The 25,946-nt window shown below is 46.7% G+C and carries 22 protein-coding genes; 17 read left to right on the top strand and 5 right to left on the bottom strand.

Annotated features, from left to right (window positions below):
- The 7 genes from EEX84_RS16065 to EEX84_RS16035 form a co-directional block, all read left to right on the top strand.
- Positions 1-390 (top strand): cell division ATP-binding protein FtsE (locus EEX84_RS16065; protein ID WP_123166669.1); only part of this gene is annotated, 390 nt, incomplete at its 5' end.
- A complete protein-coding gene (ftsX, locus tag EEX84_RS16060) occupies positions 380-1,264 on the top strand; it encodes a permease-like cell division protein FtsX (RefSeq protein WP_123166668.1) in 885 nt (294 codons plus the stop codon). The genes EEX84_RS16065 and ftsX, both read left to right, overlap by 11 nt.
- Before the next feature lie 104 nt (positions 1,265-1,368).
- Positions 1,369-2,769 (top strand): murein hydrolase activator EnvC family protein, encoded by a 1,401-nt coding sequence (locus tag EEX84_RS16055; protein WP_123166667.1) that lies wholly within the window; start codon positions 1,369-1,371, stop codon positions 2,767-2,769.
- Positions 2,770-2,880: 111 nt separating this feature from the next.
- Positions 2,881-3,459 (top strand): peroxiredoxin family protein, encoded by a 579-nt coding sequence (locus EEX84_RS16050; protein WP_123166666.1) that lies wholly within the window; start codon positions 2,881-2,883, stop codon positions 3,457-3,459.
- Positions 3,460-3,478: 19 nt separating this feature from the next.
- Complete coding sequence (locus EEX84_RS16045; protein ID WP_123166665.1) at positions 3,479-4,585, top strand: trans-sulfuration enzyme family protein; 1,107 nt, start codon at positions 3,479-3,481, stop codon at positions 4,583-4,585.
- Between the two features lie 91 nt (positions 4,586-4,676).
- A complete protein-coding gene (locus tag EEX84_RS16040; protein WP_123166664.1) occupies positions 4,677-5,828 on the top strand; it encodes a PDZ domain-containing protein in 1,152 nt (383 codons plus the stop codon).
- 12 nt (positions 5,829-5,840) lie between these two features.
- Complete coding sequence (locus tag EEX84_RS16035) at positions 5,841-6,086, top strand: DUF2198 family protein (RefSeq protein WP_123166663.1); 246 nt, start codon at positions 5,841-5,843, stop codon at positions 6,084-6,086.
- 26 nt (positions 6,087-6,112) lie between these two features.
- Here the strand turns inward: EEX84_RS16035 and EEX84_RS16030 are convergent, their stop codons facing one another.
- Positions 6,113-6,421 carry an AzlD domain-containing protein gene (locus EEX84_RS16030; protein WP_123166672.1) on the bottom strand — a complete coding sequence of 103 codons (309 nt, stop codon included), beginning with the start codon at positions 6,419-6,421 and terminating at the stop codon, positions 6,113-6,115.
- Entirely contained in the window at positions 6,421-7,113 is a 693-nt protein-coding gene (locus tag EEX84_RS16025) for an AzlC family ABC transporter permease (protein WP_123166662.1), read from the bottom strand. The genes EEX84_RS16030 and EEX84_RS16025 overlap by 1 nt, the downstream gene beginning before the upstream one ends.
- A 139-nt stretch (positions 7,114-7,252) precedes the next feature.
- Here EEX84_RS16025 and EEX84_RS16020 point away from each other — a divergent pair, with 139 nt between their 5' ends.
- The 7 genes from EEX84_RS16020 to EEX84_RS15990 all read left to right on the top strand — a co-directional run bounded on the left by EEX84_RS16020 (position 7,253) and on the right by EEX84_RS15990 (position 19,227).
- Complete coding sequence (locus EEX84_RS16020) at positions 7,253-7,885, top strand: TVP38/TMEM64 family protein (protein ID WP_192892995.1); 633 nt, start codon at positions 7,253-7,255, stop codon at positions 7,883-7,885.
- 71 nt (positions 7,886-7,956) lie between these two features.
- On the top strand, positions 7,957-11,433 hold the full coding sequence (addB, locus tag EEX84_RS16015) for a helicase-exonuclease AddAB subunit AddB (protein WP_123166661.1): 3,477 nt from the start codon (positions 7,957-7,959) through the stop codon (positions 11,431-11,433).
- On the top strand, positions 11,411-15,016 hold the full coding sequence (gene addA / locus EEX84_RS16010; protein WP_123166660.1) for a helicase-exonuclease AddAB subunit AddA: 3,606 nt from the start codon (positions 11,411-11,413) through the stop codon (positions 15,014-15,016). Before addB ends, addA begins: the two co-directional genes overlap by 23 nt.
- A gap of 17 nt (positions 15,017-15,033) precedes the next feature.
- Complete coding sequence (locus EEX84_RS16005; protein ID WP_123166659.1) at positions 15,034-16,212, top strand: DUF418 domain-containing protein; 1,179 nt, start codon at positions 15,034-15,036, stop codon at positions 16,210-16,212.
- A gap of 43 nt (positions 16,213-16,255) precedes the next feature.
- A complete protein-coding gene (locus tag EEX84_RS16000) occupies positions 16,256-17,155 on the top strand; it encodes a fumarylacetoacetate hydrolase family protein (RefSeq protein WP_123166658.1) in 900 nt (299 codons plus the stop codon).
- Between the two features lie 69 nt (positions 17,156-17,224).
- Positions 17,225-17,599: a YisL family protein gene (locus EEX84_RS15995; protein ID WP_123166657.1), complete on the top strand. Its 375-nt coding sequence runs from the start codon at positions 17,225-17,227 to the stop codon at positions 17,597-17,599.
- 173 nt (positions 17,600-17,772) lie between these two features.
- Positions 17,773-19,227, top strand: coding sequence for an alpha-amylase family glycosyl hydrolase (locus tag EEX84_RS15990; protein WP_123166656.1), 1,455 nt, complete (start codon positions 17,773-17,775; stop codon positions 19,225-19,227).
- 52 nt (positions 19,228-19,279) lie between these two features.
- On the opposite strand, the gene EEX84_RS15985 is transcribed toward EEX84_RS15990, so the two are convergent.
- From EEX84_RS15985 to EEX84_RS15975, 3 genes are read right to left on the bottom strand one after another with little or no spacing between them, the layout of a single operon-like run.
- Positions 19,280-20,614, bottom strand: a complete 1,335-nt coding sequence (locus EEX84_RS15985; RefSeq protein WP_123166655.1) for a CoA-disulfide reductase — start codon at positions 20,612-20,614, stop codon at positions 19,280-19,282.
- An 11-nt stretch (positions 20,615-20,625) separates the two neighbouring features.
- Positions 20,626-21,480: a DegV family protein gene (locus EEX84_RS15980; protein WP_123166654.1), complete on the bottom strand. Its 855-nt coding sequence runs from the start codon at positions 21,478-21,480 to the stop codon at positions 20,626-20,628.
- Positions 21,477-22,307: a Cof-type HAD-IIB family hydrolase gene (locus EEX84_RS15975; RefSeq protein ID WP_123166653.1), complete on the bottom strand. Its 831-nt coding sequence runs from the start codon at positions 22,305-22,307 to the stop codon at positions 21,477-21,479. The genes EEX84_RS15980 and EEX84_RS15975 overlap by 4 nt, the downstream gene beginning before the upstream one ends.
- Before the next feature lie 167 nt (positions 22,308-22,474).
- Here EEX84_RS15975 and EEX84_RS15970 point away from each other — a divergent pair, with 167 nt between their 5' ends.
- The 3 genes from EEX84_RS15970 to EEX84_RS15960 all read left to right on the top strand — a co-directional run bounded on the left by EEX84_RS15970 (position 22,475) and on the right by EEX84_RS15960 (position 25,907).
- Positions 22,475-23,242 (top strand): alpha/beta fold hydrolase, encoded by a 768-nt coding sequence (locus EEX84_RS15970; protein WP_123166652.1) that lies wholly within the window; start codon positions 22,475-22,477, stop codon positions 23,240-23,242.
- A 66-nt stretch (positions 23,243-23,308) separates the two neighbouring features.
- Positions 23,309-23,617, top strand: a complete 309-nt coding sequence (locus EEX84_RS15965; protein ID WP_123166651.1) for a metal-sulfur cluster assembly factor — start codon at positions 23,309-23,311, stop codon at positions 23,615-23,617.
- Between the two features lie 211 nt (positions 23,618-23,828).
- Positions 23,829-25,907, top strand: a complete 2,079-nt coding sequence (locus tag EEX84_RS15960) for an ATP-dependent Clp protease ATP-binding subunit (RefSeq protein WP_123166670.1) — start codon at positions 23,829-23,831, stop codon at positions 25,905-25,907.
- The last annotated feature ends 39 nt before the right edge of the window (positions 25,908-25,946 follow it).

The raw sequence follows: 25,946 nt of genomic DNA, 5'->3' as shown, positions 1-25,946 counted from the left end.
GTCGCATTCGCACTTGAAGTAATCGAGGAAAAGCCGAATCAAATCAGACAGAGAGTATTGGAAGTTCTGGATTTGGTGGGCTTAAAGCATAAAGCGAAGATGTTCCCATCAGAATTGTCGGGAGGGGAACAGCAACGGATTTCAATTGCCCGTTCAATCGTTAATACGCCAAAAGTGGTGATTGCCGATGAACCGACAGGAAACCTGGACCCGGAGACTTCGTGGGATATCATGAATTTATTTGAACGTATCAATGCAAGCGGCACGACGATTTTAATGGCTACACATAATCGGGAAATTGTTAATACGCTGAGACATCGTGTCATCGCCATAGAAGGCGGTTTGATTGTACGGGATGTAGCAGGAGGAGATTACGGTTATGAAAGCTAGAACATTTATGCGTCATTTCAAAGAAAGTTTGAAAAGCCTTGGCCGTAACGGCTGGATGACTTTTGCTTCTGCCAGTGCGGTAACGGTGACTTTGCTGCTGGTTGGTGTGTTCATTTTAATCATGATGAATTTAAACAAAGTGGCGGATGACCTGGAAAATGATGTGGAAATGAAAGTCTATATTTCCCTCGCCGCTGATGAAGAAAGAATTGAGCAATTGGATTCGGATATCCGGGGGATGTCGGGTGTCGAATCGGTTGATTACTCGACAAAAGAAGAGGAACTGACAGACCTGATTCTGGATTTTGGAGACGAACTGAGTTTATTCGAACAAAGCAATCCGTTGTTCGATGTTTTTTATGTTAAAGCGACGGAGCCACAGCAGACAGAGCAAGTCGCGACTGACATCGCCGCCATGGAAAATATTGAAGACGTAAAATACGGTGAAGGCAAGATAGAGCGCCTGTTCAATATTTTGAACACCGGTCGAAACGTAGGATTGGTGCTGATCCTGGCATTGCTGTTCACTGCGATGTTCTTAATCTCCAATACCATCCGGATTACGATTGTCGCAAGAAGACAGGAAATTGAAATCATGAAATTGGTGGGAGCGACCAACTGGTTTGTCCGCATACCGTTCATATTGGAAGGGATGTGGCTTGGGCTGTTGGGCTCTATCGTTCCGATCGCTCTCGTTGCAGTACTGTATTACAATGTAACCATTTTTGCTGAACCAAGGCTGAGCGGCCAGATGATACAATTACTGGATTTTACGCCGTTCATTTATCAAGTAAGTGCTTTGATTCTGTTGATGGGTGTATTCATCGGCATTTGGGGCAGTTTCATGTCCATCCGGAAATTTTTGCGTGTATAAAGAGAGAATTTCACTCAGTGGAGGTATTTCATCTTCCACTGAGCTTAAATTGGGATAAATAGACAGATAGAAAAAGAATGGAAGTCCGAAGGGGGACCATAAACTTGAGCTCGAAGTCGAAATGGATGTTGACTGGTGTTTCAACCCTATTGGCTGTATCGATCCTGCTGCCAACAGCGAGTGCCGATACGTTAAGCGAATTGGAACAGAAGCAACAAAAAATAGAACAGAAACAAAATGACTTAAACGCCGGGATTGCAGAAAAGAACAATGAATTAACCGAAAACCGGTCAACGTTGGAAAAGATCATGGGCAAAATCCAGGAATTGGACAGCAAAATTGCGGAAACTGAAGCCAAGATCGACAGTGTTCAAAACGATATTGATTTGACCAAAGAAGAGATTGACGTGTTAAAAGAGTCAATCGCGGAATTGGAGAGGAAAATCGCTGAACGCGAAGACTTGCTGCGGGAACGCGCGCGCGCCATCCAATTGAGCGGAGGCTCTGTGGATTACATAGATGTACTTCTCGGTGCCAATAGCTTTATCGACTTTATTGACCGTTTTTCTGCGGTCAACACTTTGATGGATGCCGACCGTGAAATAATGCGTGAGCAGGCTCTTGATAAAGAAAAGCTGGCTGAACAACAAAAGCAAGTGGAATCCAAATTGGCTGAACAGGAAGAACTTCGTGCTGAACTGGTAGCATTGAAAAAATCTCTTGATGGACAAAAAGAAGAGCAGGCCGGATTGGTGAAAGAACTGAAAGCCGAGCAGGAACGTCTGGCGAAAGAGAAAACGGAATTGGAACAGCAGCGGGAAGAAGCGATTGAAGTCAGTGCTGAATTGGAACAGAAAATTGTTGCAGAACAAGAGCGCTTGGCTGAACTTGCCAGAAAAGCTGAAGAAGAGCGTCAACGCAAATTGGCAGCCGAAGCTGAAGCGGAACGCCAACGCCAACTTGCGGCAGAGAAAAAAGCAAGAGAAGAACGTGCGGCAGCCGAACGAGCAGCAGAGCGTAAAACCACAGCTTCCACACAGTCATCAAGCAGAGCGGTAAAACAACCGATGCAAGTCTACAGTGCGCCGGCAAAAAGCTCCGCTTTCATCAGACCAACGTCAGGCCGCTATACTTCCAAGTTTGGTTGGCGTAACATCGGTGCTGGTCCGGAATTCCATCAGGGAGTCGATATTGCCAATACTGTCGGCACAAATGTTGTGTCAGCGGCTCCTGGGTTTGTTTCCTATGCGGGAACAATGGGGGGATATGGCAATGTAGTGATTGTTACGCATTCGATCAATGGCCAGACACACGCGACCGTATACGCCCATTTAAGTTCAATCGGTGTATCGGTAAGTCAATCTGTTTCACAAGGACAGAGCATTGGGAAGATGGGGAATACGGGTCGTTCGTTTGGATCTCATTTGCATTTTGAAATTCATGTGGGCCCATGGAATGGTTCCCGTTCGAACGCTGTAAACCCAGCAAATTATATTTCATTTTAAGACAAGCTAGCCGGCATCTTCAAGGATGCCGGCTATTTATTGTTTTTCTGATTAGCAGTGGCATAGTGGAGTCGATTTATCGTATGATGGATAGTGGACGAGGTGAAAACAATGGCTAAAAAAATACTGGGTCTTTCATTGATTGCTGTACTGATTGTCATCGCCATTACACAGGTGGTGAAAACAAATATCGAGGAAACCCAGGCAATAGAAAATGTGGCGTTGGGCAGCGAGGTCGACTTTCTTGAGACGAAAGAAGGTTTGGCTGAAGGGGAAAAAGCGCTGGACTTTGAGTTGACGACATTGGATGGAGAAACTGTCCGGCTGTCGGATTACAAAGGGAAAAAAGTGATACTGAATTTTTGGGCTACCTGGTGCCCTCCTTGCAGAGCTGAAATGCCTCATATGCAAACCTATTATGAAGAACATGCCAAGAAAGAGAACGTTGAAATTTTGGCTGTGAATTTAACTGAGCTTGACCATGGCGTTGATAAAGTGGAGAGCTTTGTGGAAGAGTATGCCCTTAGTTTCCCCGTACCCATGGATGTCACGGGAGAAATTGGAAAGAAGTACCAGGCGGTGACCATCCCGACGTCGTATATGATTGACACAGACGGACGGATTCAACACAAAATCGTGGGGCCGATGGATGAAAATATGATGATCAACTTTATACAAGAGATGAAATGACACTGAAGGAGATGCGAAAATGACATCAATTGAGACGAAATCTGTACAGACTGCGAATATGAAAGAACGGACGATCCAGCCGAAAGTGATGCCGGTGTATCAAACATCGGCTTTCTCTTTTTCTTCACTGGAAGAGTTGGAAGGCTATTATGAAGGGAATGGCACGTATTTGTATTCGCGGACAGCTAATCCGAACACGGATGCTCTCGGGCAAACGGTTGCTGAACTTGAAAATGCCCCGAAAGGAGTAGCTGCTTCTTCAGGGATGTCTGCCATTTTGGCAGGAATTTTAGCGGTTGTCCAAACAGGGGACCATGTTTTAGCCGCAGAAGATGTATATGGCGGCACATTTCATCTATTGAAAGAGGAATTGGTCAGAATGGGGATTACCGTTCATTTTGCCGATTTTTCCAGTGTCAGTGAAATTGAGCAGATTTTAATCGATTATCCCGAAGTGAAACTGGTTTTCAGCGAGTCGATCACCAATCCGTTTTTGCGCGTTGAAGACATTGAAGTGCTGTCTCAGCTGAAAAAGCATTATGGTGTTTCTGTGATGATTGATAATACATTCGCTACTCCTTACACGATCACACCGTTCGCACTGGGAGCAGATTTGGTAGTACACAGTGCCACCAAATATCTGGGAGGCCATAGCGATGTAACGGCAGGAGTTTTGACGGGGACAGCTGAGCTGATCGACGAAGCGGAAAAACGCATTGTCAATATGGGGATGAACCTGAGTCCTTTTGAAGCGTGGCTGACCATACGCGGCATTAAAACACTGGCGTTGCGGATGCAGGCCCAGACTGCCAATGCCCATGCAATTGCCCGGTTTTTAGAAGGCAAAGCAAAAGTATGGTATCCCGGAAAAGGTGCAATTGTAACATTTGAATTACCGGAAACCATGGACGTTGCCCGGTTCTTTTCTGCGCTCGGCTGGATTAAAATTGTCCCGACATTGGCAGGGGTGGAGACGACGGTGTCTTATCCGTATGCTACTTCCCACAGAGCGTTGTCTGAAGAGGAAAAAATAAAAGTGGGTGTAACGCGGCAAGTAATCCGATTATCCGCGGGCATCGAAGGAACGGAAGATATTTTGCAGCAGTTGACTGCTGCGTTTGAATGATGGAAAAAGACATACGGTAAAGCGAAATTCTTTGTTACAATGGAAAGAAACGTTTAGTTGCCGGTGATGGGATGGTGTAAGAAAAGTGGTAATGGAAGCAATAGTCGATATAGCTAGATTTTTTATCAATCCGGTTTTTTACATAGCCTTGCTGATAGCTGTTTTATTAGGGTACTTGCGAGTCAAAAAGGAACGGAAAGTGTTCCGTACCCGTATTCTCCCTGGAGGTACTGAATTAGCAGAATTGATAAAAGGCGGTCTGAAAATGGGCTTGTTCTTTTCAATCCTCATTATTGCACTCGGTTTAACCGTACCGATTGAATGGCTTGTGGCTTTGAGTATCGCGAGTTTACTTATGATGATTTCCGGATTTTATCGGATTGGCTCTTTTGTCTATATGTCTTTGGCAGCTGTAGCCCTTGGATGGCTTTTCCGGACCAATGACTGGTCCGTCAGCTTGTTTGCTGTTGATTACAACGGCTACTATGTAGCTTGGGAGTGGTTGTTCCCTGTAGCATTGATCACAGCAGCATTCTTGTACGGAGAAGGCAAATTGATTGGAAAGTATGGAGCAGAAGCTGCCTCTCCACGTCTCAATCAATCTTCCAGAGGGTTACCGGCTGTCAGTTATGAAGCCAAACGGCTATGGCTCATCCCTGTGCTGCTGCTGGTGCCGGGAGAGTTAATCGAAAGTTTCGCGCCGTATTGGCCACAGCTGCCGATAGGAGAGAGTTCGTTTTCCCTTATCCTGTTTCCCGTCGTCCTCGGTTTTCAAAGCCGTTCCCGCCATACGTTACCCGTTTATTTGTATCCGCGGATTGGGAAAGCCGTAAAGACCCTGGGTGTGATGATGGCTGTTCTTGCCTTGGCCTCTATACTATGGGGGCCAGCGGCATTTGTTGCACTGATATTCGGTGTCGTTTCCCGGCTTGCCGTCAGCCTTTATTTTGCTGCCGGTGAAAGACGGGGAGTCTTTGCTGTCACACCACAGCCTGAAGGTGTGATGATTGCTGATGTGCTGCCGGGTTCCCCAGCCGCTAAGATGGGACTGGCAAAAGGAGAAGTGATTAAGAAGGTCAATGGATTAACAGTTTCCAATGAATCCGAATTATACGAAGCGATCCAGGTCAACGCAGCACACTGCAGGCTTGAAGTGCTGGATCATAACCGGGAAGTCCGGTTGCGTCAGCACGTTATTTTCCGGCACGATCACCATCGTCTGGGCTTGGTCGTTGTCAATTAAGGAGATAGTCGAATGGAATCCATGATCACCAAATTTTTATTGTCCCTGCTGGTGCCAGGACTTCTTGTCGTGCTGTTCACCAGAGTTACTTTCAGCCATATTGTGGGTTTGGTTCTGACAGTGGCATTGATTACGGCCGCGGTCTACGCCGGCTACACGAATACATGGTTTCTCTATATCGTAAACGCCGCCTCTTTGACCATAGGATTCTGGTATGCCACACTGATGGTAAACCGTACAAAAAACCGGGACTCATAAACATGAGTTCCGGTTTTTTCAATACTTTATCCAATTAGTAAACTGAAAACCGCCAATACAGCAATTGAGCCGAGAACGACAACCATGGCACTGGCGCCTGAAAAAGCGATGCCGAACGCGGCGACAGCTCCAATGATGCCGAACCAGATATTTTCCTGCACAAAGAAAATCGCTGGAAAAATCAACGCTCCCAGCACCGCAAACGGGATATTACGCAAGACGTTTTGAACAGCAGGGGGAAGCTCCCGGCCCGCCAGGAATGTCAAAGGAATCGCACGGGGAATATAGGTGACAAGCGCCATTCCAATAATCACCCACCAAATCCATGCCCCCATCATCGTTTCCCTCCTTTTGAAGAAATCAATTCAATAATAACAGAAGAGGCCAAAGTGGATACCAGAATGGCCCAACCGGTAGAAAGCCAGCCGGTAAAGTAGAACACTGAATTGATGACTGCTGCAATCAAAGCCAGGCTTACGACTTTCCGGTTGCCGCGCATTGAAGGAACAAGCAGTCCGACAAACAGTGCATAAAGCGCAATCGACATGGCTGCCTGCAGGAATTGGGGTAAACTGGCGCCGATTAAATGGCCCAGTACGGTAAAACCGACCCAACTGCTGTAGGAAATGAGAATCACGCCTGCAGCAAACGAAGTTTTTACAAGACTTTCTTTCTGAGTGGCCAGTACAGTAAAGGTTTCATCGGTGATTCCGAATGCGTACAAGGCTTTTTTCCATGTCGCATCCGTTTCCATTTTCTCATTCAATGCTGCTGTCATAAGAAAATGCCGGATATTGACGATAAACGTATTCAGGATGATCAGTACTGGAGCGACTCCCGCTGAAATCAATGACAACGAGATATACTGGGCAGCACCAGCAAAAACGAAAATACTCATGGCCGTGGCTTCCGCAATTGACAGCCCTGTCGCCTTAGCCAGCAGCCCGAAAGTCAGTGCAACCGGAAAGTAGCCGATCGCTATACTGGCTCCTGCTTTGAGCCCAGCGGTAAACCCGCGAACTTTCATTGCTTTCTCTCCTTATGTATAAGTATTTCTCTTTTCCAAAAGAGGAAAAAGAGTGTAAAGTAATTAATAAAGCATAGCATAATTTAATTCGTTTTTAGAAAGAATTTTTGAAAATTTACTGACATGAAGGATGAAGTGAATGGCGGATTTTTTTTCGATGGAGAATATACTTGAACTGACTCAAAGTTACCGGGCATTTGGTCCGCTGATTGGCTTTTTATTGCCGTTTATAGAAGCGTTTCTGCCATTTTTGCCTTTGTTTGTCTTTGTTTTTGCCAATGCTACTGCCTACGGATTATGGATCGGTTTTCTGTTGTCCTGGGGAGGTTCGGTTGTCGGAGCGTATGCCGTATTCCTGATTATCCGGAAATATGGCCGCGCCCGTTTCCTGGGGTTTATGACAAGGCACGAAAAAGTGAAAAAACTTATCCACTGGGTGGAACGTCATGGTTTCGGCCCCTTGTTCCTGCTTTTGTGTTTTCCTTTCACACCTTCTGCTTTGGTCAATGTGGTGGCTGGACTTTCCAATATCCGCCAGTATTATTACCTGCTGACGGTCATGGCCGGGAAGTTCGTCATGATATTCACCATATCGTTTGTTGGGTACGATATCCGGGCCCTGTTGACTCAACCTGTGCGCACAGCTGTCGTCATCGCCGTAATTGTACTGCTTTATATTATAGGAAAAATACTGGAAAAAAGGTTGACGAAAAAAGTGGAAGCTGAATACCGCCAAGCCAATGAAGAACGTAAAAAGAGAAAGTTGTCGTAGCTAAAGAGAAATGGATATTCCTTTTCTTTTTCGTTATAATAAGAACAAATGTTCCAGTAAGGAGAGATGATATGTCATTACGGATTGTGTACGGTCGCGCAGGGTCCGGTAAAACCCGGTTTATACAACAGGAAATTGCGGAAGAGCTGAAACGGCAAGCTGATGGAAATCCAATTTTCTTTATCGTTCCTGACCAGATGTCATTTTCCACAGAGTATCGACTGTCTTCCGCTTATGGCATGACGGGTATGATTCGGGCGCAAGCGGTCACTTTCAAGCGATTGGCCTGGCGTGTACTGCAGGAAGTCGGCGGCATCAGCCGCAAAGAAGTGGATACGTTTGGTTATCGGATGCTGATCCGCAGCTTACTCGAAGAGCACCGGGAAGATTTTCAGCTATTTAGGAGAGCAGCCGGAAAAAGAGGGTTTACTGACCAGATCGAACAATTGGTGAAAGAGTTTGCCAGGTATTGTGTGGATTGCGGGGAGTTCACCACAATTCGCAGTTCCTTGACTGAAGTGGGAGCTCCAAGAACACTGCTCGATAAAGCGGCAGACCTGGAGCTTATCCTTGCTAAAATTGAGAGCCGATTGGGGAAAGTATTTGTGGATTCTGAAGGATATTTGGCTTTACTGTCTGAAAAAATCAGGCATTCAGCGATTATTCAATCCGGCCATATTTATATAGACGGCTTCGTGTCCTTTACGGCACGTGAAGTTGAAATCATTTCCGAGCTGATGAAATACGCAAAATCAGTGACCATCGCTTTGCCACTGGACCCCCAGACCAGTCCCAACGATGAGCAGGCTCTTTTTTATCAGGCGTCCCAAACCGCACAGCGGCTGACGGAGCAAGCACGCAAAGAAGGAGTCGAAGTGGAAACTCCTGTCCATATGCCATCTCCTATGCGCTTCAACAACAAAGAACTTGCTCACGTGGAACGGCATTTTGACGACTATCCCATCGAAAAAACAACATCCGAAGGACATGTCTCCATTGTTGAAGCTTCGAACAGGAGGGCGGAAATTCATGCTGTTGCGAGAGCCATCAGAGAACAGGTGCGAAATGGGATGCGTTATAAAGAAATAGCCCTTTTGTACAGGCAGCCTGAAATTTACGATGAACTGATCAACACGATTTTCCCTCAATACGAAATTCCGTATTTCATCAGCCAGAAAAAATCAATGCTTCATCATCCGCTTATAGAATTCAGCCGGTCTGTGCTGGAAGCTGTATTGAGCAATTACTCTTACGAACCGGTTTTCAGGGCCGTCAAGACGGATTTGTTCTTTCCGGAAGAAAGTGTGCAAAGATGGCGTGAACGCAGTGATATTCTGGAGAATTTCGTTCTTGCCAATGGCATTTACGGAGAGCGCTGGTTTGATGACAAGCGCTGGTTCTATAAGAAATACCGCGGCCTGGAGTTCCATACAGGCATACAAACCGATGAAGAGCTGGCTGCCCAGACAGAGCTGCATGCGGTCCGGGATCTTGTCCGGGAACCATTAGCGCGGCTGAAAGACAAGCTGGAAACTTGTACAACGGGAAAAGATATTGCGGAATCCCTGTTTTTATTTGTAGAAGAAATGGATGTATACGGAAAAATCCAAAGCCTCCGGGAACGGGAAGAATCGGAGCACCGGTTGCTGGCGGCCACGGAACACGAACAGGCCTGGACACAATGGATTGGTGTACTTGATCAATTTGTTCTGATGTTCGGTGACAAGAAAATGGAATTGCCGGCGGCGGTGAAAATTTTGGATGAAGGGTTTGAGACACTCGAATTTTCCCGCATTCCACCTTCGCTTGATCAAGTAACGGTATCAAAAATCGATTTGGCGCGTTTGATGGATATCAAGTCGGTGTTTGTCATTGGAGCAAATGACGGAGTTTTGCCGAGACGGATTGAACAAGAAGGACTGCTGACGGACAGTGACAGAGAATGGTTTGCCCAGGTCGGATTTGAGCTGGCTCCGACTTCCAGAATGAGGCTGATGGATGAGACATACATGGTCTACCGTGCCTTTACCTCGGCTTCCGATCTGTTGACTGTGTCGTATCCAATCGCAGATGAAGAAGGAAAAGCCTTGCTGCCGTCTCTTTATATTTCCAAATTGCAGGAAATGCTCGGCATTGAAACGATACCGGCTGTCAATGACCCGGAAGAATTATTGGAAGCATCCCAGCTGTCTTATATTTCCCATCCTCGGGCAACACTTCCCTATCTGGCTTCGCAGCTGCGCGGAGGTCATGTAACGGCGGAATGGCGTGCTGTCCTGGCTTATTACAAGGAGGATCCGTTTTGGTCATCAGTCATTAAACGGATTTTGGAGCCGGTCAAGCCGAATGTTGCCGATCCGTTGCGTGAAGATATTACAGAGCCTCTTTACGGCATACCGATATCGTCCAGCGTCTCCCGTGTCGAAACGTATTTCAGCTGTCCATTCGCCCATTATGTCACCTATGGATTGAAGCTCGAGGAGCGGAGCCAGTATAAATTGGCACCTCCTGCCATGGGGGATCTTTTTCATGCTGCCATCAAGTGGATTTCTGATGAAGTGAACCGGCTGGATGTGTCGTGGTCATCGTTAACAAAAAAACAATGTCAGGAATTGGCGAAACAGGCTATGGACCAGCTGTCGCCGTATTTCGTCAATCAGATTTTGATCAGCTCGCATCGTTACCGGTATATCCAGCATAAGCTGGAAGGCATCATTCGCCAAACAGCCTTTATGCTCAGCAAACACGCAAAAGTGACCGGGTTCTCTCCGGTGGCGCTGGAGGTGGGCTTTGGACCGAAGGAAGCGATTCCGCCTCTTGACATTTCATTGAACAGAGGGCGCAGGATGAATATACGGGGACGCATTGACCGAATTGATTCCACAAACATCAAAGGAAAACCATATATTCGCGTCGTTGACTACAAGTCTTCCAAACAAGAGTTGGAATTAAGTGATGTCTACCACGGATTGTCATTGCAGACCTTTACTTACCTCGATGTCGCACTGACTCATTCAGAGCGATGGCTCGGGGAACAGGCAGAGCCGGCAGGGGTCCTTTATTTCCATATGCACAATCCGATGTTGAAATCTTCCAAGCTGATGACAGCAGAAGAAGTGGAAGACGAAATGGCCAAATCCTTTAAAATGAACGGCCTGGTCGTGGAAGATCCGGATCTGGTTTATGCGATGGATGAAGAAATAGATGGCTACTCCAACATTATTCCGGTCCGGATGAACAAAAAAGGCGAAATTTCCAGATCCCAATCCAAGACGGTCCAGAAGGACGATATGGAAACGATCCGTAAATTTGTTCGGAACAAGCATCAATCAGCGGGCAACCGGATATTGGAAGGCGACACGCAAATTACACCTTACAAAGTGAAAGAAGATACGCCTTGCCAATTTTGTTCTTACCGGTCCATATGCCAATTTGATCCAACTGATCCGGAACAGACTTATCATAAACTGCCTGCTCTTTCGAGTGATAAAGCAGTGGAACTTATCAGAAAGGAGATGAATGCAGATGATACCGACGAAACCGACTGATGCCACATGGACAGATGAACAATGGCAGGCCATTTGGGCAAAAGGCCGGGACATGCTGGTATCGGCTGCCGCCGGTTCTGGAAAAACGGCTGTGCTGATCAACCGGATGATCGAAAAGGTTTTGGATGAAGAGAATCCGATATCTGTGGACGAATTGCTCGTTGTGACTTTTACAAACGCTTCAGCTGCTGAGATGCGCCACCGGATGTCCGATGCACTTGAAAAAGCGGTAGCCGCTGATCCGAAATCCAAACACCTCCGGAAACAATTGCGGTTGATCAACAAAGCGCAGATTTCCACTTTGCATTCATTCTGCCTTCAGGTCGTGAAACAATACGCCTACCTGCTGGAAATCGATCCCGGCTTCCGTATTGCCAATGAAACGGAAGCCGCCCTCTTGCGTGATGATGTATTGGAAGCGGTGTTGGAGGAGGCCTACGAAAGTGAAAACGCGGATGCTGTGTACCGTTTGGCCGACAGCTTCACCACTGACAGAAGTGATCAGGCGATGGAAGTGCTGCTCAACAGGCTGTACGACTATTCCCGGGTCCACCCGCAACCGGATAAATGGCTCGAACAAGTGCCAACTCTTTATGATGTGCCACTTGGTATGGCCATTGATGACTTGCCGTTTATCAGTGATTTGAAGATGACGATCCATCATGCTTTGGAAGAAGCGCTGCAACTGACGGAAGAAGGCAGGCTGCTGACACTGGAACCGGAAGGTCCGGAAGTTTTGGGCGTAACCTTCGACCTGGATGCAGATTTGATCCGTACGGCCATCGCTTCTTTAGACACTTCTTGGGAATCTGCTTATGCCATCGCCAAATCGTTTCGTTGGCCAAAAGCGGCCACTGTCCGAAAAGATTCATGCAATCCGGAACTGGCCCAAGAAGCGAAGAAACTGCGAAATGATGTTAAAAAAATCGTTAATGGCGTTTTTGAAGCCTATTTTACCCGTACACCCGATCGTTTGCTGGATGAAATGAGGGAAATGGCTCCATTGATGGCAACACTGGTCACTTTGACAAAGCGCTTTGCAGAACAGTATAAAGCATTAAAAATCGATCGGGCACTTGTCGATTTCTCTGATTTGGAGCATTATGCACTGCAGATTTTGAGTGATGACGGCAAACCTTCCGCCATTGCCGAAGAATACCGGAAGTTGTTCAAGGAAGTCCTGGTAGACGAGTACCAGGATACCAATATGCTGCAGGAAACGATTTTGCAATTGGTCAAATCAGGGGGCGAAGCAGATGGCAACCTGTTTATGGTCGGCGATGTCAAACAGTCCATTTACCGTTTTCGTTTGGCTGAACCGATGCTGTTCCTCGGCAAGTATGCACGATTCCGTTCGGATGCCGACAAGCAGGGGTTGAAAATTGATTTGAATGCAAACTTCCGTAGCCGGAAAGAAATACTCGACGGGACCAACTACGTCTTTTCTCAGATTATGGGGGAGCGTGTCGGAGAAATTGATTATGATGAAGCGGCTGCATTAAAACCGCAGGCTCCTTATCCGGAAATGGATACGCCGATTGAATTGGCGTTGATCCATGAACCGGAGACAGAAGAAGAGCCGGATGATGACTTTGCAAAGTCACAATGGGAAGCCCGTTACATTGCACGGAAAATCCGTCAATTGATGGATCGGGAAACGTTTGTCCATGATCCCTGGAAAAATGAAAAACGGCCATTGGAATACAGTGATATTGTAGTGCTGATGCGTTCGATGACATGGTCGGGAGATTTTGTGGATGAATTTAAGGCAGCCGGGATTCCGTTGTATGCAGAACTGCAAGGGGGATATTTTGATGCCTTGGAAGTCATGTTAATGATGAATACTTTGCGTGTCATCGATAACCCGTATCAGGACATCCCATTGGCCTCAGTGCTGCGGGCGCCGTTTATCGGTTTGAAGGAGAATGAGCTGGCTGAAATTCGTCTGGCTGCCCCTCAAGCTTCGTTTTACGAGGCCATGAAGGTCTTCATCCGCAGTGGCACAGGCATTGATCCGGCAGCAGCGGAAAAGTTGCAGCGGTTTACGCTGCAGCTCGAAGATTGGCGCAATCTGGCAAGACGAGGATCGTTGGCGGAGCTGATCTGGCAGGTTTACCTGGATACAAATTATTACCAGATGGTGGGGGCAATGTCGAACGGCAAGCAACGGCAAGCCAATTTACGGGCATTGCATGATCGTGCCCTGGAATATGAAAAAACCTCTTTCCGCGGTTTGTTCCGGTTCCTCCGCTTTATCGATAGGATGAGGGAACGCGGAGATGACCTTGGCACCGCTAAGTCGTTGAGCGAAAAAGAGAACGTTGTCCGCTTGATGACCGTCCATAAATCAAAAGGACTCGAGTTTCCGGTAGTATTTTTTGCAGGTACCGGCCGTCAATTCAATGAAATGGATTTCAAGAAATCTTACCTGTTCGATCAGCAATACGGCCTTGCAGTCAAAGCTGTGAACCCGGAAACACGCATTGAATATACATCGCTGCCGTTTTTAGCCGTCAAAGAAACCAAACAATTACAGATGAAAGCTGAAGAAATGCGTGTACTTTATGTGGCGATGACGCGTGCGAAAGAGCGGCTGTTTCTGACAGCTTCCATCAAAGAACCTGATAAATTGTTTGCGAAATGGAGAACCTCTTCCAGTGATGTAAGGCTTCCTGATTTTATGAGGTCCCGTGCCAAAGGCTATTTGGATTGGATTGGTCCGGCTGTCTCAAGGCATCCGGACAGTGCGGAAACCCTTCCTGGAAATGGACATGTTTTGCCGCATCATTCACGCTTTAAGGTTGAACTTATTGAGTCGACTGACCTTCTTCCTGCCCAGGTGGATTTAGGGGATCTTGAAGAACGGTCAGACACTGAGCATGATTACGCAGCAGAAGTAAAAGAAAGATTCGACTTCCGTTATCCGCATCAGCAAGCAGTGGAAAAACGGTCCAAACAGTCTGTTACGGAGATAAAGCGCCTGCAGATGCTGCAGCGACAGGATGAGCCGGAATCGTTTATTCAACCGGCTGTAACGGAAAAGCGAAAGCTTCTCCACCGTCCTGACTTTATGCAGGAACAGCGGCTGTCAGCAGCGGATATCGGAACAGCGGTGCATGCAGTCATGCAGCACATTCCATTGGACCGAAAATTGGATAAATCCGAAATCGAAGAGTTTCTGGATACATTGGTAGGCATGGAAATCCTCACAAAAGAGGAAAGCAATGCTGTGAAAGTGTCAGAGATTGAGAGCTTTTATGCCAGTGAAACGGCACGGCGTCTGCTTCTGTCGAACAACGTCAAACGGGAAGTCCCGTTCACCTATGCCAAGGAAGACGGAGACGGGGATTACCAAATCATCCAGGGGATTGTCGATTGTCTGTTCGAGGAGGAAGATGGCTGGGTGCTGCTCGATTACAAAACGGACCGAACACGTTCGCTTATGAACATGGAAGCTGAAATGGCCGCAAGGTACGAAGTCCAATTATCGGTATATCAGGAGGCAGTCGAATCGATCCTGAGAATTCCGATAAAAGAACGGCTGTTGTATTTGTTTGCAGCAGAAAAAGAAGTGAAGATTTAGACTATAGGAGGATTATTTTGAAATTACAGCCTGTGGCTCTTAATGAGCGTATCGAAGCAATCGATTTGATGAGAGGGTTTGCGCTTCTCGGCATATTGCTGGTCAATATGCTGACGTTCCATTCGCCGTATGCTTATGTAGATCCATATACATGGTTTTCCGGCTCGCCGAATGCAGAGGTTTTCTCATTTATAGATATTTTTGTCCAAGCCAGTTTCTATCCGTTGTTTTCAATCTTATTTGGCTATGGCCTGGGAATGCAGTATTTGAGAGCGCAGCAAAAAAATGCTGCTTTTGCGCCTTTGGCGGTGAGACGTTTGGCCGTATTGCTGGTAATTGGGATGATTCATGCATTTCTCATCTGGTACGGAGACATTTTGATCACTTATGCGGTGACAGGCTTTTTGCTTCTCACAATGATTCGCATTCCTTCAGCCTGGTTGCTGGGGCTTGCAGCTATTATCTATACCGTGCCGCATACGCTCATGCTGCTGTTGTTGTTTGTGGCAGTGGCGGTTGACCCGAATTTCTATACAGGGATGCAGGAAGTCCAGAGCTCCCTGGCGGCCTATCCAACAGGGACGTTCGCAGAAATTTTCAGCCAGCGTTTGGATGACTGGCTTTATCATAATAATTTCCTGAATTTCCTGGTCATGATTCTCACCATTCTTCCTTTTCTGATGGTGGGTGCTGCGGCAGCCAAATGGCAGTTGATCGAGCGGACGGCCCGGTACAAAAAGCTGTGGATTGGATTGGCAACAATTCCGCTTGCAGCGGGGCTTGCCCTGAAATTGACTCCATTCCTTTTTGATGCGAATTATGCTTTTGTCTATGTGCAGAACATTTTCGGCGGTCCGTTGCTTGCCGCAGGGTATGCAGCGATCATCGCTTTGGTGGCTCAGCATTCGGGAATCTCCAAATTATTAAAGCCACTCTCAAAGGCAGGCAGAATGTCACTGACGATTTATATTACACAATCGATTATTGCGACAACCATCTTTTATTCGTATGGACTCGGCCTGTACGGACAAGTCAGTGTGCTGTCCGGTACTGTGATTGCATTGGGAATTTTTGCGGTCCAGCTCATTTTTGCAGAGATATGGTTCCTGAAATTTGACCAGGGACCTCTCGAGAAGATATGGAGAAAACTGAGTTATCAAGTAAATTTCAAAAAAAGCCCCAATTCAAAACCGTGAATGTGTATAATAAATGCAATCACAGAAAAGGAGTGTTTAACGAATGAAGCTGCTATCGTTTCGCTATGAAGGAAAAGAATGTTTCGGACCAAAAGTGAAAAAAGAAGAAGCCGTGTGGGATGTGGTGGAGATCCAAAACGAATTGAAAGTTTTGCCGTCTTTTTCAACGAAGCTGATCGACGGGCTTACCCAAGGAATGGAGTTTGTGGAACAAATCCGTAAGTTGACGGAAGCTGCACTCAATTCTGACCATCCCGAAAAATTCAAACATTCTTTTTCAGAAATTGAATGGCTTGCACCGATTCCAAGAACACCGAAAAACCTTATATGCATCGGTAAAAATTATGCGGACCATGCAAAAGAGATGGGAAGCGACGCTCCTGTCGATTTGGTCGTTTTTACAAAGTCACCGACGAGCATTGCTGCAGACGAACAAACGGTTCCTGTCCACAATGATCTGACGGATTCGTACGATTACGAAGGGGAACTGGCTGTTGTGATTGGAAAAGGCGGGAAGTCAATTCCAAAGCAACTGGCTTATGACCATGTATTCGGTTATACGATCGCCAACGACTTGACTGCCCGTGACCTTCAAAGCAAACATCAGCAGTACTTTTTAGGAAAAAGCCTGGAAGGTTCCTGTCCCATGGGGCCGTACCTGGTGACCAAAGACGAAATTCCTCAATCCCAGAACTTATCGATCGTCACGAAAGTGAACGATGAAGTCCGTCAAAACGGCAATACACAGGATATGATCCGCCGTGTGGATGATCTGATTGTAGAGGTATCCAAGTATGTGAAGCTGGAAGCGGGAGATGTATTGCTGACCGGTACTCCAGCAGGGGTGGGGAAAGGCTTTAATCCGCCCAAATTTTTAAAAGCAGGCGATACAGTGAAAGTTTCCATTGAATCCATCGGCACGCTCGTCACACATTTGTCATGACCTCCATTATGTCTATCCATTAGCCACTTGTGCTAAACTGAAATGGACTATGATAAAAGAGGTGAGATTTTGGATTTTTTAACTGACACGACCCATTTGCACATTACCACATGGGTAATCGCGCTTATCGTATTTTTAGTTGCTGCAGTGATGGGCCGCGAAAGCAAAGGGCGGAAGATTTTGCACATGGTTGTGCGTTTGTTCTACATTCTGATCATCATTACCGGATTGGCTTTGTTTATCGAATGGTCGTCTTCCGACGCGATGCAATACGGGCTGAAATTCTTATTTGGTATTCTGACCATCGGTATGATGGAAATGGTATTGGTCCGTTCGAAAAAACAAAAACCGGTTACGTTGTTCTGGATTTTGTTTGCCGTATTCTTTTTCGTTACTTTGTTCTTCGGCTTCAAATTGCCGATCGGCATCAACTTTTTAGCGTAAAACCAAAAGCAGGCGCAGAAAATGCGTCTGCTTTTTTGTGCAGTTTTCACAGATTCGACGAAACTGAAAGGAGACTCAGCGGTTTCACGAACTTTACATAGCATGGAACAGGGGAGTTTGATAAAATAGACCGGGTGAGCGGAATAACAGCCTCATTGAAGGAGGATAAAGAAGTGAAAGTAAAATGGATTTCGTCCATAGCGGCGGCTGTCATGTCGCTGAGCCTGATAAGTCCGGCAGCAGCTGAAGAAACAAGGACATTACAGGACGAAAGTATATACGATGTATTGGTTGACCGTTTTTTCAATCAAAAAATCGATAATGATTTTGAAGTGGATTCCACAAATCCTGCAGCATTCAATGGTGGAGATTTTGCAGGGCTGGCTGGTGAAATCAGCCATATCCAAAAGCTGGGATTTACCACCTTATCGGTTGGACCGGTATTTGCCTCGGCTACCTATGACGGCAAGGAAGTGCTGGATTACAGCCAGTTAGAACGACATTTTGGAACTCCCGAAGAGTTTCAGAACCTGATTGACGAAGCGAATGACCAGGACATAAAAATCATGGTGGATATCCCGACACAGCAAGTGAGCAGTGATCATATCTGGGTTTCTACAAACCCTGGCTGGTTTACAGAAAACGAAGATGGCACTTATGCATTGAACACAGCTGATGAAGAAGCGCAAAGTGCATTGATTGCGACTTTGAGTGAATTTGTAAAAGAATACGAAGTCGGCGCAATGCGTCTGCAGAATACAGATAGCCTGGACGCTGATTTCATCGAAGAGTTCTCCCGGGCCATCAAAGAAGTGAGGGATATTTATCTGCTGGCAGATCGTGAGATGGAACCGGTTCCCGGCTTGGATGCGACTGTCCTGCCTGGCGTAGAAGAAAGCTTGCGCAGCAGCTACAAAAACTTTGATCAGGGATCTGAAGAATTGACACGTTTAATCGAAGAAGGTGAAGGGCGGCTGATTCAAGTCGATTCTTTATGGGGATCCCGTTTCACAGCCGATGTTGTGGAGGAAAGAGGGTTTCCCCCAACGAGATGGACGTTGTTGTTTACACAGCTGTTGACGATGCCTGGTATTCCGGTGGTCCAATACGGATCGGAGATTGCGATGAACGGAACAGTTTTGCCGGAATCGCATCAAATCATGGATTTTTCGGTACAGGAAGAATTGATTGACCATATCGCAAATCTGAACTCCCTCCGCAACTCATCAGAAGCACTGCGGACCGGCGACACAGAAGTCCTGCATGAAGAGGATGGATGGATTGTCTATAGCCGTTCCAATGAAGAAGAGACATGGGTCGTCGCCATCAACAATTCATCTTCCACACAGCATATGACTGTGCCTGCGGAAGTGGCCGGGAAAGGAAAAGAGATGCGTGGTTTGTTCGGAGGAGACATTGTCCGCGAAGAAGACGACGGAGCGTATCGTATTACGTTGGATCGTGAAGTGGCAGAAGTCTTTCATGTGACGGATGAGCGAGGCCTCAATACCGCTTATTTCGTTGCACTGGCAGTATTATATATTGTCTTTATGATTTTCCTTTGGATCGTATGGCGTAAAGGAAAGCAGCGGAAAGCGGACGAAGCGAGAAAAAATAGCCTTGAATAAGAAAAAGCGGAATGCCGGCAGGGGATGCCTGGGATTCCGCTTTTTTATTCTACTAATTTTTGACCGCTTTGTAACCGACCATATTAACCGGGTCTTTCGGAGAAGAGTAGGGCGGTGCGTAGCATAGTTCCAATGCCTGCAAATCATCGATGGTCAGCCCGCCGTACATGGCGGTGACAATTACATCAATCCGCTTGTCGATTCCTTTTCTCCCGATGCACTGGGCACCGAGAATTTTTCGGCTGTGTATATCGTAATGGACTTTTAAGGTGAGCTCAGCATGATCGGGATAATAACCGGCATTGGAATTTCCGCGATGAACCACGGTTTCATAGTCCATTTCCTTGTCCTTCAGTGTTCTTTCGTTCAATCCGGTCATCGCAGCAGTCAAAGAGAAAATTTTCACCACGGACGTTCCTAAAAGCCCGGTCTTTTTCTCCGCGTGCCCTGTAATATGTCGTGCGACAAGGAAAGCTTGGCGGTGAGCAGGCGATGCCAATGGTACTTTTCTCGGCTCACCGGTCACAAAATCCAGGTTCTCAGAAGCATCCCCGATGGCATAGATGGAAGAATCAGACGTCTGCATAAATTCATTGGTCACAATGCCGCCGGTATCGCCGATGGAGAGGCCTGCTCTTTCAGCCAGTTCCGTATTCGGTTTTATGCCGATGCTGAAAAGAAGAAAATCAGCTTCGAGTTCTTGGCCGTTTGATAAGGTCAAGCGGCGGTGGTCCACTTTAGTAATAGATGAACCGGTATGCAGGTGGACTTTATTGGCTTTCAATTCGTCTTCAATTTCCTCCGCAATGTCCGGGTCCAAAATTGACATGATGTACGGTGACTTGTGGACCAGCTGAACTTCAATTCCGAGGTGCCGCAAGTTCTCCGCCATCTCCAATCCGATAAAACCACCGCCCGAAATCGCACAGCTTGCCGGTTTTGAAGAAGTGATATAATCCTTGATGCGCTGCATATCCTCGTAATTCCTGAGCGTGAAATAATCGGTTGTGGATAAGCCTTCTGTCTCCGGCAGGACTGCCGTACCACCGGGCGACAAAATGAGAAAATCATAAGCTTCTTCAAATTGCTGTCCGGTCTCAAGATTTTGGATCACCAATTTTTTTTCGTTCCGTTTGATCTCAATTGCTTCGTGTTTCATATGGACCGTTATATTTCGTTTTTCTTTGAATTGTTCCGGACTTGCCATGATCAGCGAAGTTTCGTCTTCTATTACGTCACCGATGACATAAGGTGTTCCGCATGCGGCATAAGACATGGTGGAATCTCTGTCAAAGACGGTGATTCTTGCCTCTTTATCGTAAAATCGGATTTGACCGGCGACAGTGGCGCCACCACCGACCGCACCGACAATGACAATTTTTTTCATAGTGGCGCACCTCACGACTCGATTTGGTTCAGGAAAAAGACAGCCAGCGTTCCGGGACCGGTATGGGCGGCAATCACAGAACCGATCATATGAATTTCCACGTGTTTCGGGTGATACTGTTCTTCAATTTCTTTTTTCAGCTGAAGGGCGAATGATAAATCATCGCCGTGACTGATGGCGATGGTTTGTTCATTTAATTGTTTTCCTCGTTCCCCCATCAGTTCCACCATTCGTTTGAGGACTTTCTTGCGCCCGCGCAGCTTTTCAATTGGGACCAATTTGCCGTCCTCCACGTGGAGAAGGGGTTTGATGTTCAGGATTCCGCCGACAAACGCACTGCCTTTCGAAATGCGCCCTCCGCGTGCCATATAATCCAAATCTTCCACGGTGAACAGGCTTTCCAGATGATTTGCCATGAACTCAATTCGTTCGGTGATTTCCGCTATGGACCGTCCTTCGTCACGTAATTTCACCGATTCCTTGACGAGCAGCCCGTACCCAAGAGAGGCGGCTTTGGAATCGATGATTGTCAGCTTCAAATCAGGATGCTCTTCACGCACTTGTTCAGCAGTCATGACTGCCGTATTGTGCGTGCCGGACAGCTCAGAAGAAAAGGCGATATAAAGGCCTTCTTCTCCTTCTTTGGCTAATGTTTCAAAAGCCGAAAGCATTTCATCCGGCGACACCTGTGAAGTTTTCGGCTGAATATCGGAACGGATGGCGTCATACACCTTTTTGGATTGTATAGATCGGATATCTTCGTATTCCTCATCGCCGATATGGACTCTGAGCGGGAATAAGATGACATTTTCTTTGTCAAAAAAATCTCTCGGTAAATCAGAAGCGCTGTCTGCAAATAATTTCATGAATATTCCTCCTTATTTAATTTCAGATTTAACCGGTCGATTAACAATTCAGCGATTCCGTCATCATTATTCGATAAGGTAATTTCATTGGCAATGTTTTTAAGCGGGTTGATGGCATTTCCCATAGCTACCCCGACGCCTGCATAGTCAATCATCTCCAAGTCATTGTCTTCATCGCCAAACGCAATAATGTTTTCTTTCGAAATGCCGATTGACTTTGCAACACGATCGATGCCGACCGCTTTGTTCAAGCCGCTTTTGACGATTTCGATTACATGCCATGGAGCTCCCCAGCGGCGGTGGTCAATCACTTCCGCGTGAACGGTCGACAGGTGTTCGTGTATAAGCGGTACTTTCTCTTTTGGCGCATGAATGAGCATGGACGTCGGATCGACTTTCAAATAATTTCTCAAATCACCGGTGGTAATAGTAGGATCGCCGAATTTGAAAATATTCATCAGCTTTTCATCGTGGTGATGGACATATACATCGTCAAGCACTTCGGCGACGATATTATTGAAATCGAATTCATGCATCGACTCCACCACTTCGTGAACAACACTCAAGTCGATGGGCGTGTGATACAATCCCCAATCCTTATACATGGGATGATGGACGAACGCTCCATTAAAATTGACAATGGGAGTCGTCAATCCCAATTCTTTATAATAAACTTCACTTGCGCGATAAGGCCGGCCTGTAGCAATCATAACTTGATGGCCCTCTTCCAGCGCTTTTGTTAACGTCATTTTGGTTTTTTCGGAAATCACTTTTTGGTCTGTCAATAAAGTTCCATCCAAATCAAGTACAATCAAATGCTGCTTCATGGTAAGCGTCTCCTTTCTCTATAATGATAGTGTAGCGATAATGGAAGCATTTCGTCAAAAAATCTTACAAACATTCTGTATAATGGAAAAGGCGAGCCATTTAGTGGCTTCGAAAATTGCAGAGCCATTCAAGTACGGGTAACATACAGAAAAGGAAGTGGAGACTTGTGAAGATTATTGAAGAATTTTGGGGCGGAATTCCGTTGCTCCATGTGGCGCCAGAAGACAATTTTGACACGGAACTGCCGACGGTGGTGTTTTTCCATGGCTTTACCAGCGCGAAAGAACACAACCTCCATTATGCCTATCAGTTGGCCAGGAAAGGCATCCGCGTCCTGCTGCCTGATGCGCTGTATCACGGGGAAAGAAGTGAAAATCTGGATGAAGTCCAATTGAGTTTAAAATTTTGGGAAATTGTTTTGACTTCGATAGAAGAGTTGTCTTTTTTACATAAATATGCCGAAGAAAAGAAGTTGATCAAGGGACATCCTGGTGTGGCCGGAACTTCGATGGGCGGCATCACCACTTTGGGGGCTTTGACGGTTTACCCGTGGATTCGAACGGCAGCCATCATGATGGGGGCGCCGAACTATGTGGAACTGGCAAAAGCTCAAATGCATCAATTCGAAACGAACGGTTTCAAATTGCCGATCAGCGGGGAAGAGCGGAAGCAAATGCTCGCTTCATTGGCCCGTTTTGACAGTACGCAGAAAAGGGAACTGCTTAATCAGCGTCCGCTGTTCTTTTGGCACGGAGAGCAGGACACGACGGTTCCTTTTGCGCCAACATTCAAATTTTACCAGGTCCTGAAGGAGGATTACCAGGACGTGCCGGAGCGGCTGAAGTTTATCCGTGAGCCGGAAGCAGGACACGCTGTCAGCCGCCGGGGCATGCTGGCGGCCACTGAGTGGCTGGCACGTCACCTGACAGAATAAGCATGTGGATTTCATTTCCGCGAAAAGTTTGTTAAGATGAAAACAATAGAAAAAGGAGGGATTGTTATGGATCAAGAAATGCGCGACAGCATGATGGGTGCATTGGAACAAGTAATCGACCCTGAATTGGGCATCGATATTGTAAACTTGGGGCTTGTATACGACGTGGACCTGACAGAAGAAGGTCAAGCAATCGTCACGATGACATTAACTTCAATGGGTTGCCCGATGGGACCTCAAATAGTAGAAATGGTCAAATCATCGTTATCTGAACTGCCGGAAGTAAAAGAAGTTGAGGTAAACATCGTATGGCAGCCGGTATGGGGCAAAGAACACATGTCCCGCTACGCCAAAATGGCCCTGGGCGTTCGGTAATCGAAAATATGGAAACCTAACTGTTTCACTGAAAAACCTTTCCGGTATTGTTCCGGAAAGGTTTTTTGCTGATCAAAACAATTGCGCAACGGCTCACAATCTTCTATAATTGAATTAGTCAAAGAAGGTCAAACAAGAAAAGGACGTGATTTTATTGGTTCAGTTCACAAACGAAGAACAAAAATCGCCGTTGGAGCAATTCGGACGCAATATGGTGGAGCAGGCTCAAACCGGAAAAGCGGATCCGGTGATAGGCAGAGACCAGGAAATCCGCAACGTCATCCGTATTTTATCCAGAAAAACGAAAAATAATCCGGTGCTGATCGGGGAACCCGGAGTCGGGAAAACTGCGATTGTGGAAGGCCTGGCACAACGGATTGTGCGCAATGATGTGCCGGAAGGTTTAAAGGACCGCGTCATTTATGAGCTTGACATGAGCGCATTGATTGCCGGCGCCAAGTACCGCGGTGAGTTTGAGGAACGTTTGAAAGCAGTTTTAAAACAAGTAAAAGACAGCGATGGTCAAATCATTTTGTTTATTGACGAAATCCATACGATTGTAGGGGCTGGCAAGACAGAAGGTGCGATGGATGCCGGCAATATGCTGAAACCGATGCTGGCGAGAGGGGAATTGTACTGCATCGGTGCGACAACGCTTGACGAATACCGCATGCATATTGAAAAAGACCCGGCATTGGAACGGCGCTTCCAGCAGGTCATGGTACGGGAACCTTCCGTCGAAGATACGGTTTCGATTTTGCGCGGTTTAAAAGAACGTTTTGAACTGCACCACGCAGTTCGCATCCATGACCAGGCAATCGTAGCTGCAGCAGCGATGTCTGACCGTTACATTACCGAACGGTTTTTGCCGGACAAAGCCATTGACTTGATCGATGAAGCCTGTGCCATGATCCGGACAGAAATCGATTCCATGCCACAGGAGCTCGATGAAGTGACACGGCGGTTGATGCAGTTGGAAATCGAGGAACAGGCATTGCAGAAAGAGAAAGACGCCGCAAGTAAAGCGCGTCTGGAAACATTGCGCAAAGAAATCGATCACTTGAAGGACTCATCTTCCGGCATGCAGAAGCAGTGGGAAAATGAAAAAGAATCCCTGAAAAAAATCCAGGAAAAACGCCAGCTGCTTGACCAATACCGCAGACAATTGGAAGATGCAGAAAACAAATACGATTTGAACGTGGCAGCCGAGCTGCGTCACGGCAAGATTCCGGAACTGGAAAAAGAGTTGGCTGTATTGGAATCGGCACTGCAGCAGGAAGGCGCTGAACGGCTGTTGAGGGAAGAAGTGACAGAGGAAGAAATTGCTGGCATCGTCGCACGGTGGACAGGTATACCGGTCACAAAGCTTGTCGAAGGTGAACGGGAAAAGTTACTGCGCCTTGGTGATACGCTGAAAGAGCGGGTGATCGGGCAGGATCGTGCAGTGGAACTGGTGACGGAAGCCGTATGGCGGGCACGTGCCGGCATCAAAGATGAACAAAAACCGATTGGTTCGTTCATTTTTCTTGGACCAACAGGGGTCGGGAAAACCGAACTTGCCAAGTCGTTGGCTGCCAACCTGTTCGATTCAGAAGACCATTTTATCCGGATTGACATGTCCGAGTACATGGAAAAACACAGCGTTTCACGGCTTGTCGGGGCACCTCCCGGCTATATCGGCTATGAGGAAGGCGGGCAGCTGACAGAAGCAGTCCGGCGCAATCCTTATTCAGTGGTGCTCCTTGACGAGATCGAAAAAGCCCATCCGGATGTAGCCAATATCTTATTGCAGATTCTGGACGATGGACGGATCACCGACAGTCAGGGCCGTCTTGTCAACTTTTCCAATACCGTGGTGATCATGACTTCGAATATCGGTTCTTCCCACATCAATGAAAAAAGCAAAGGGCATGACATTGAAGACATCATCATGGCGGAGCTGCGCAAGCATTTCCGGCCGGAATTGTTAAACCGAATTGACGATATTGTGATTTTCCACGCGTTGAACAATTCTCACTTTTACGGCATTGCCAAGAAAATGCTGAAGGAACTGTCTGTCAGAATGGAACAGCAGCAAATCGACTTGTCAGTGGATGATTCCGTCATCGACTATATTATTGAAGCGGGTACAGACCCCGTGTTTGGTGCACGGCCGTTAAAACGGTTTATCCAGCGCGAAATTGAAACACAAATTGCACGTGAGCTGATCAAAGGGGATATTAAACCCGGTTCTGTATTGCAGTTAGAGATGGAAGACGGACAGTTAAACATTACCAAAAAAGAAGCATGAGGGTAGTGACCCCTTAAAGTTAGAGTTTTATTTACGCAG

It is taken from the genome of Planococcus salinus, from assembly GCF_003719725.1.
GTDB lineage: Bacteria > Bacillota > Bacilli > Bacillales_A > Planococcaceae > Planococcus > Planococcus salinus.
This window is presented reverse-complemented; position numbering and strand designations above follow the sequence as displayed.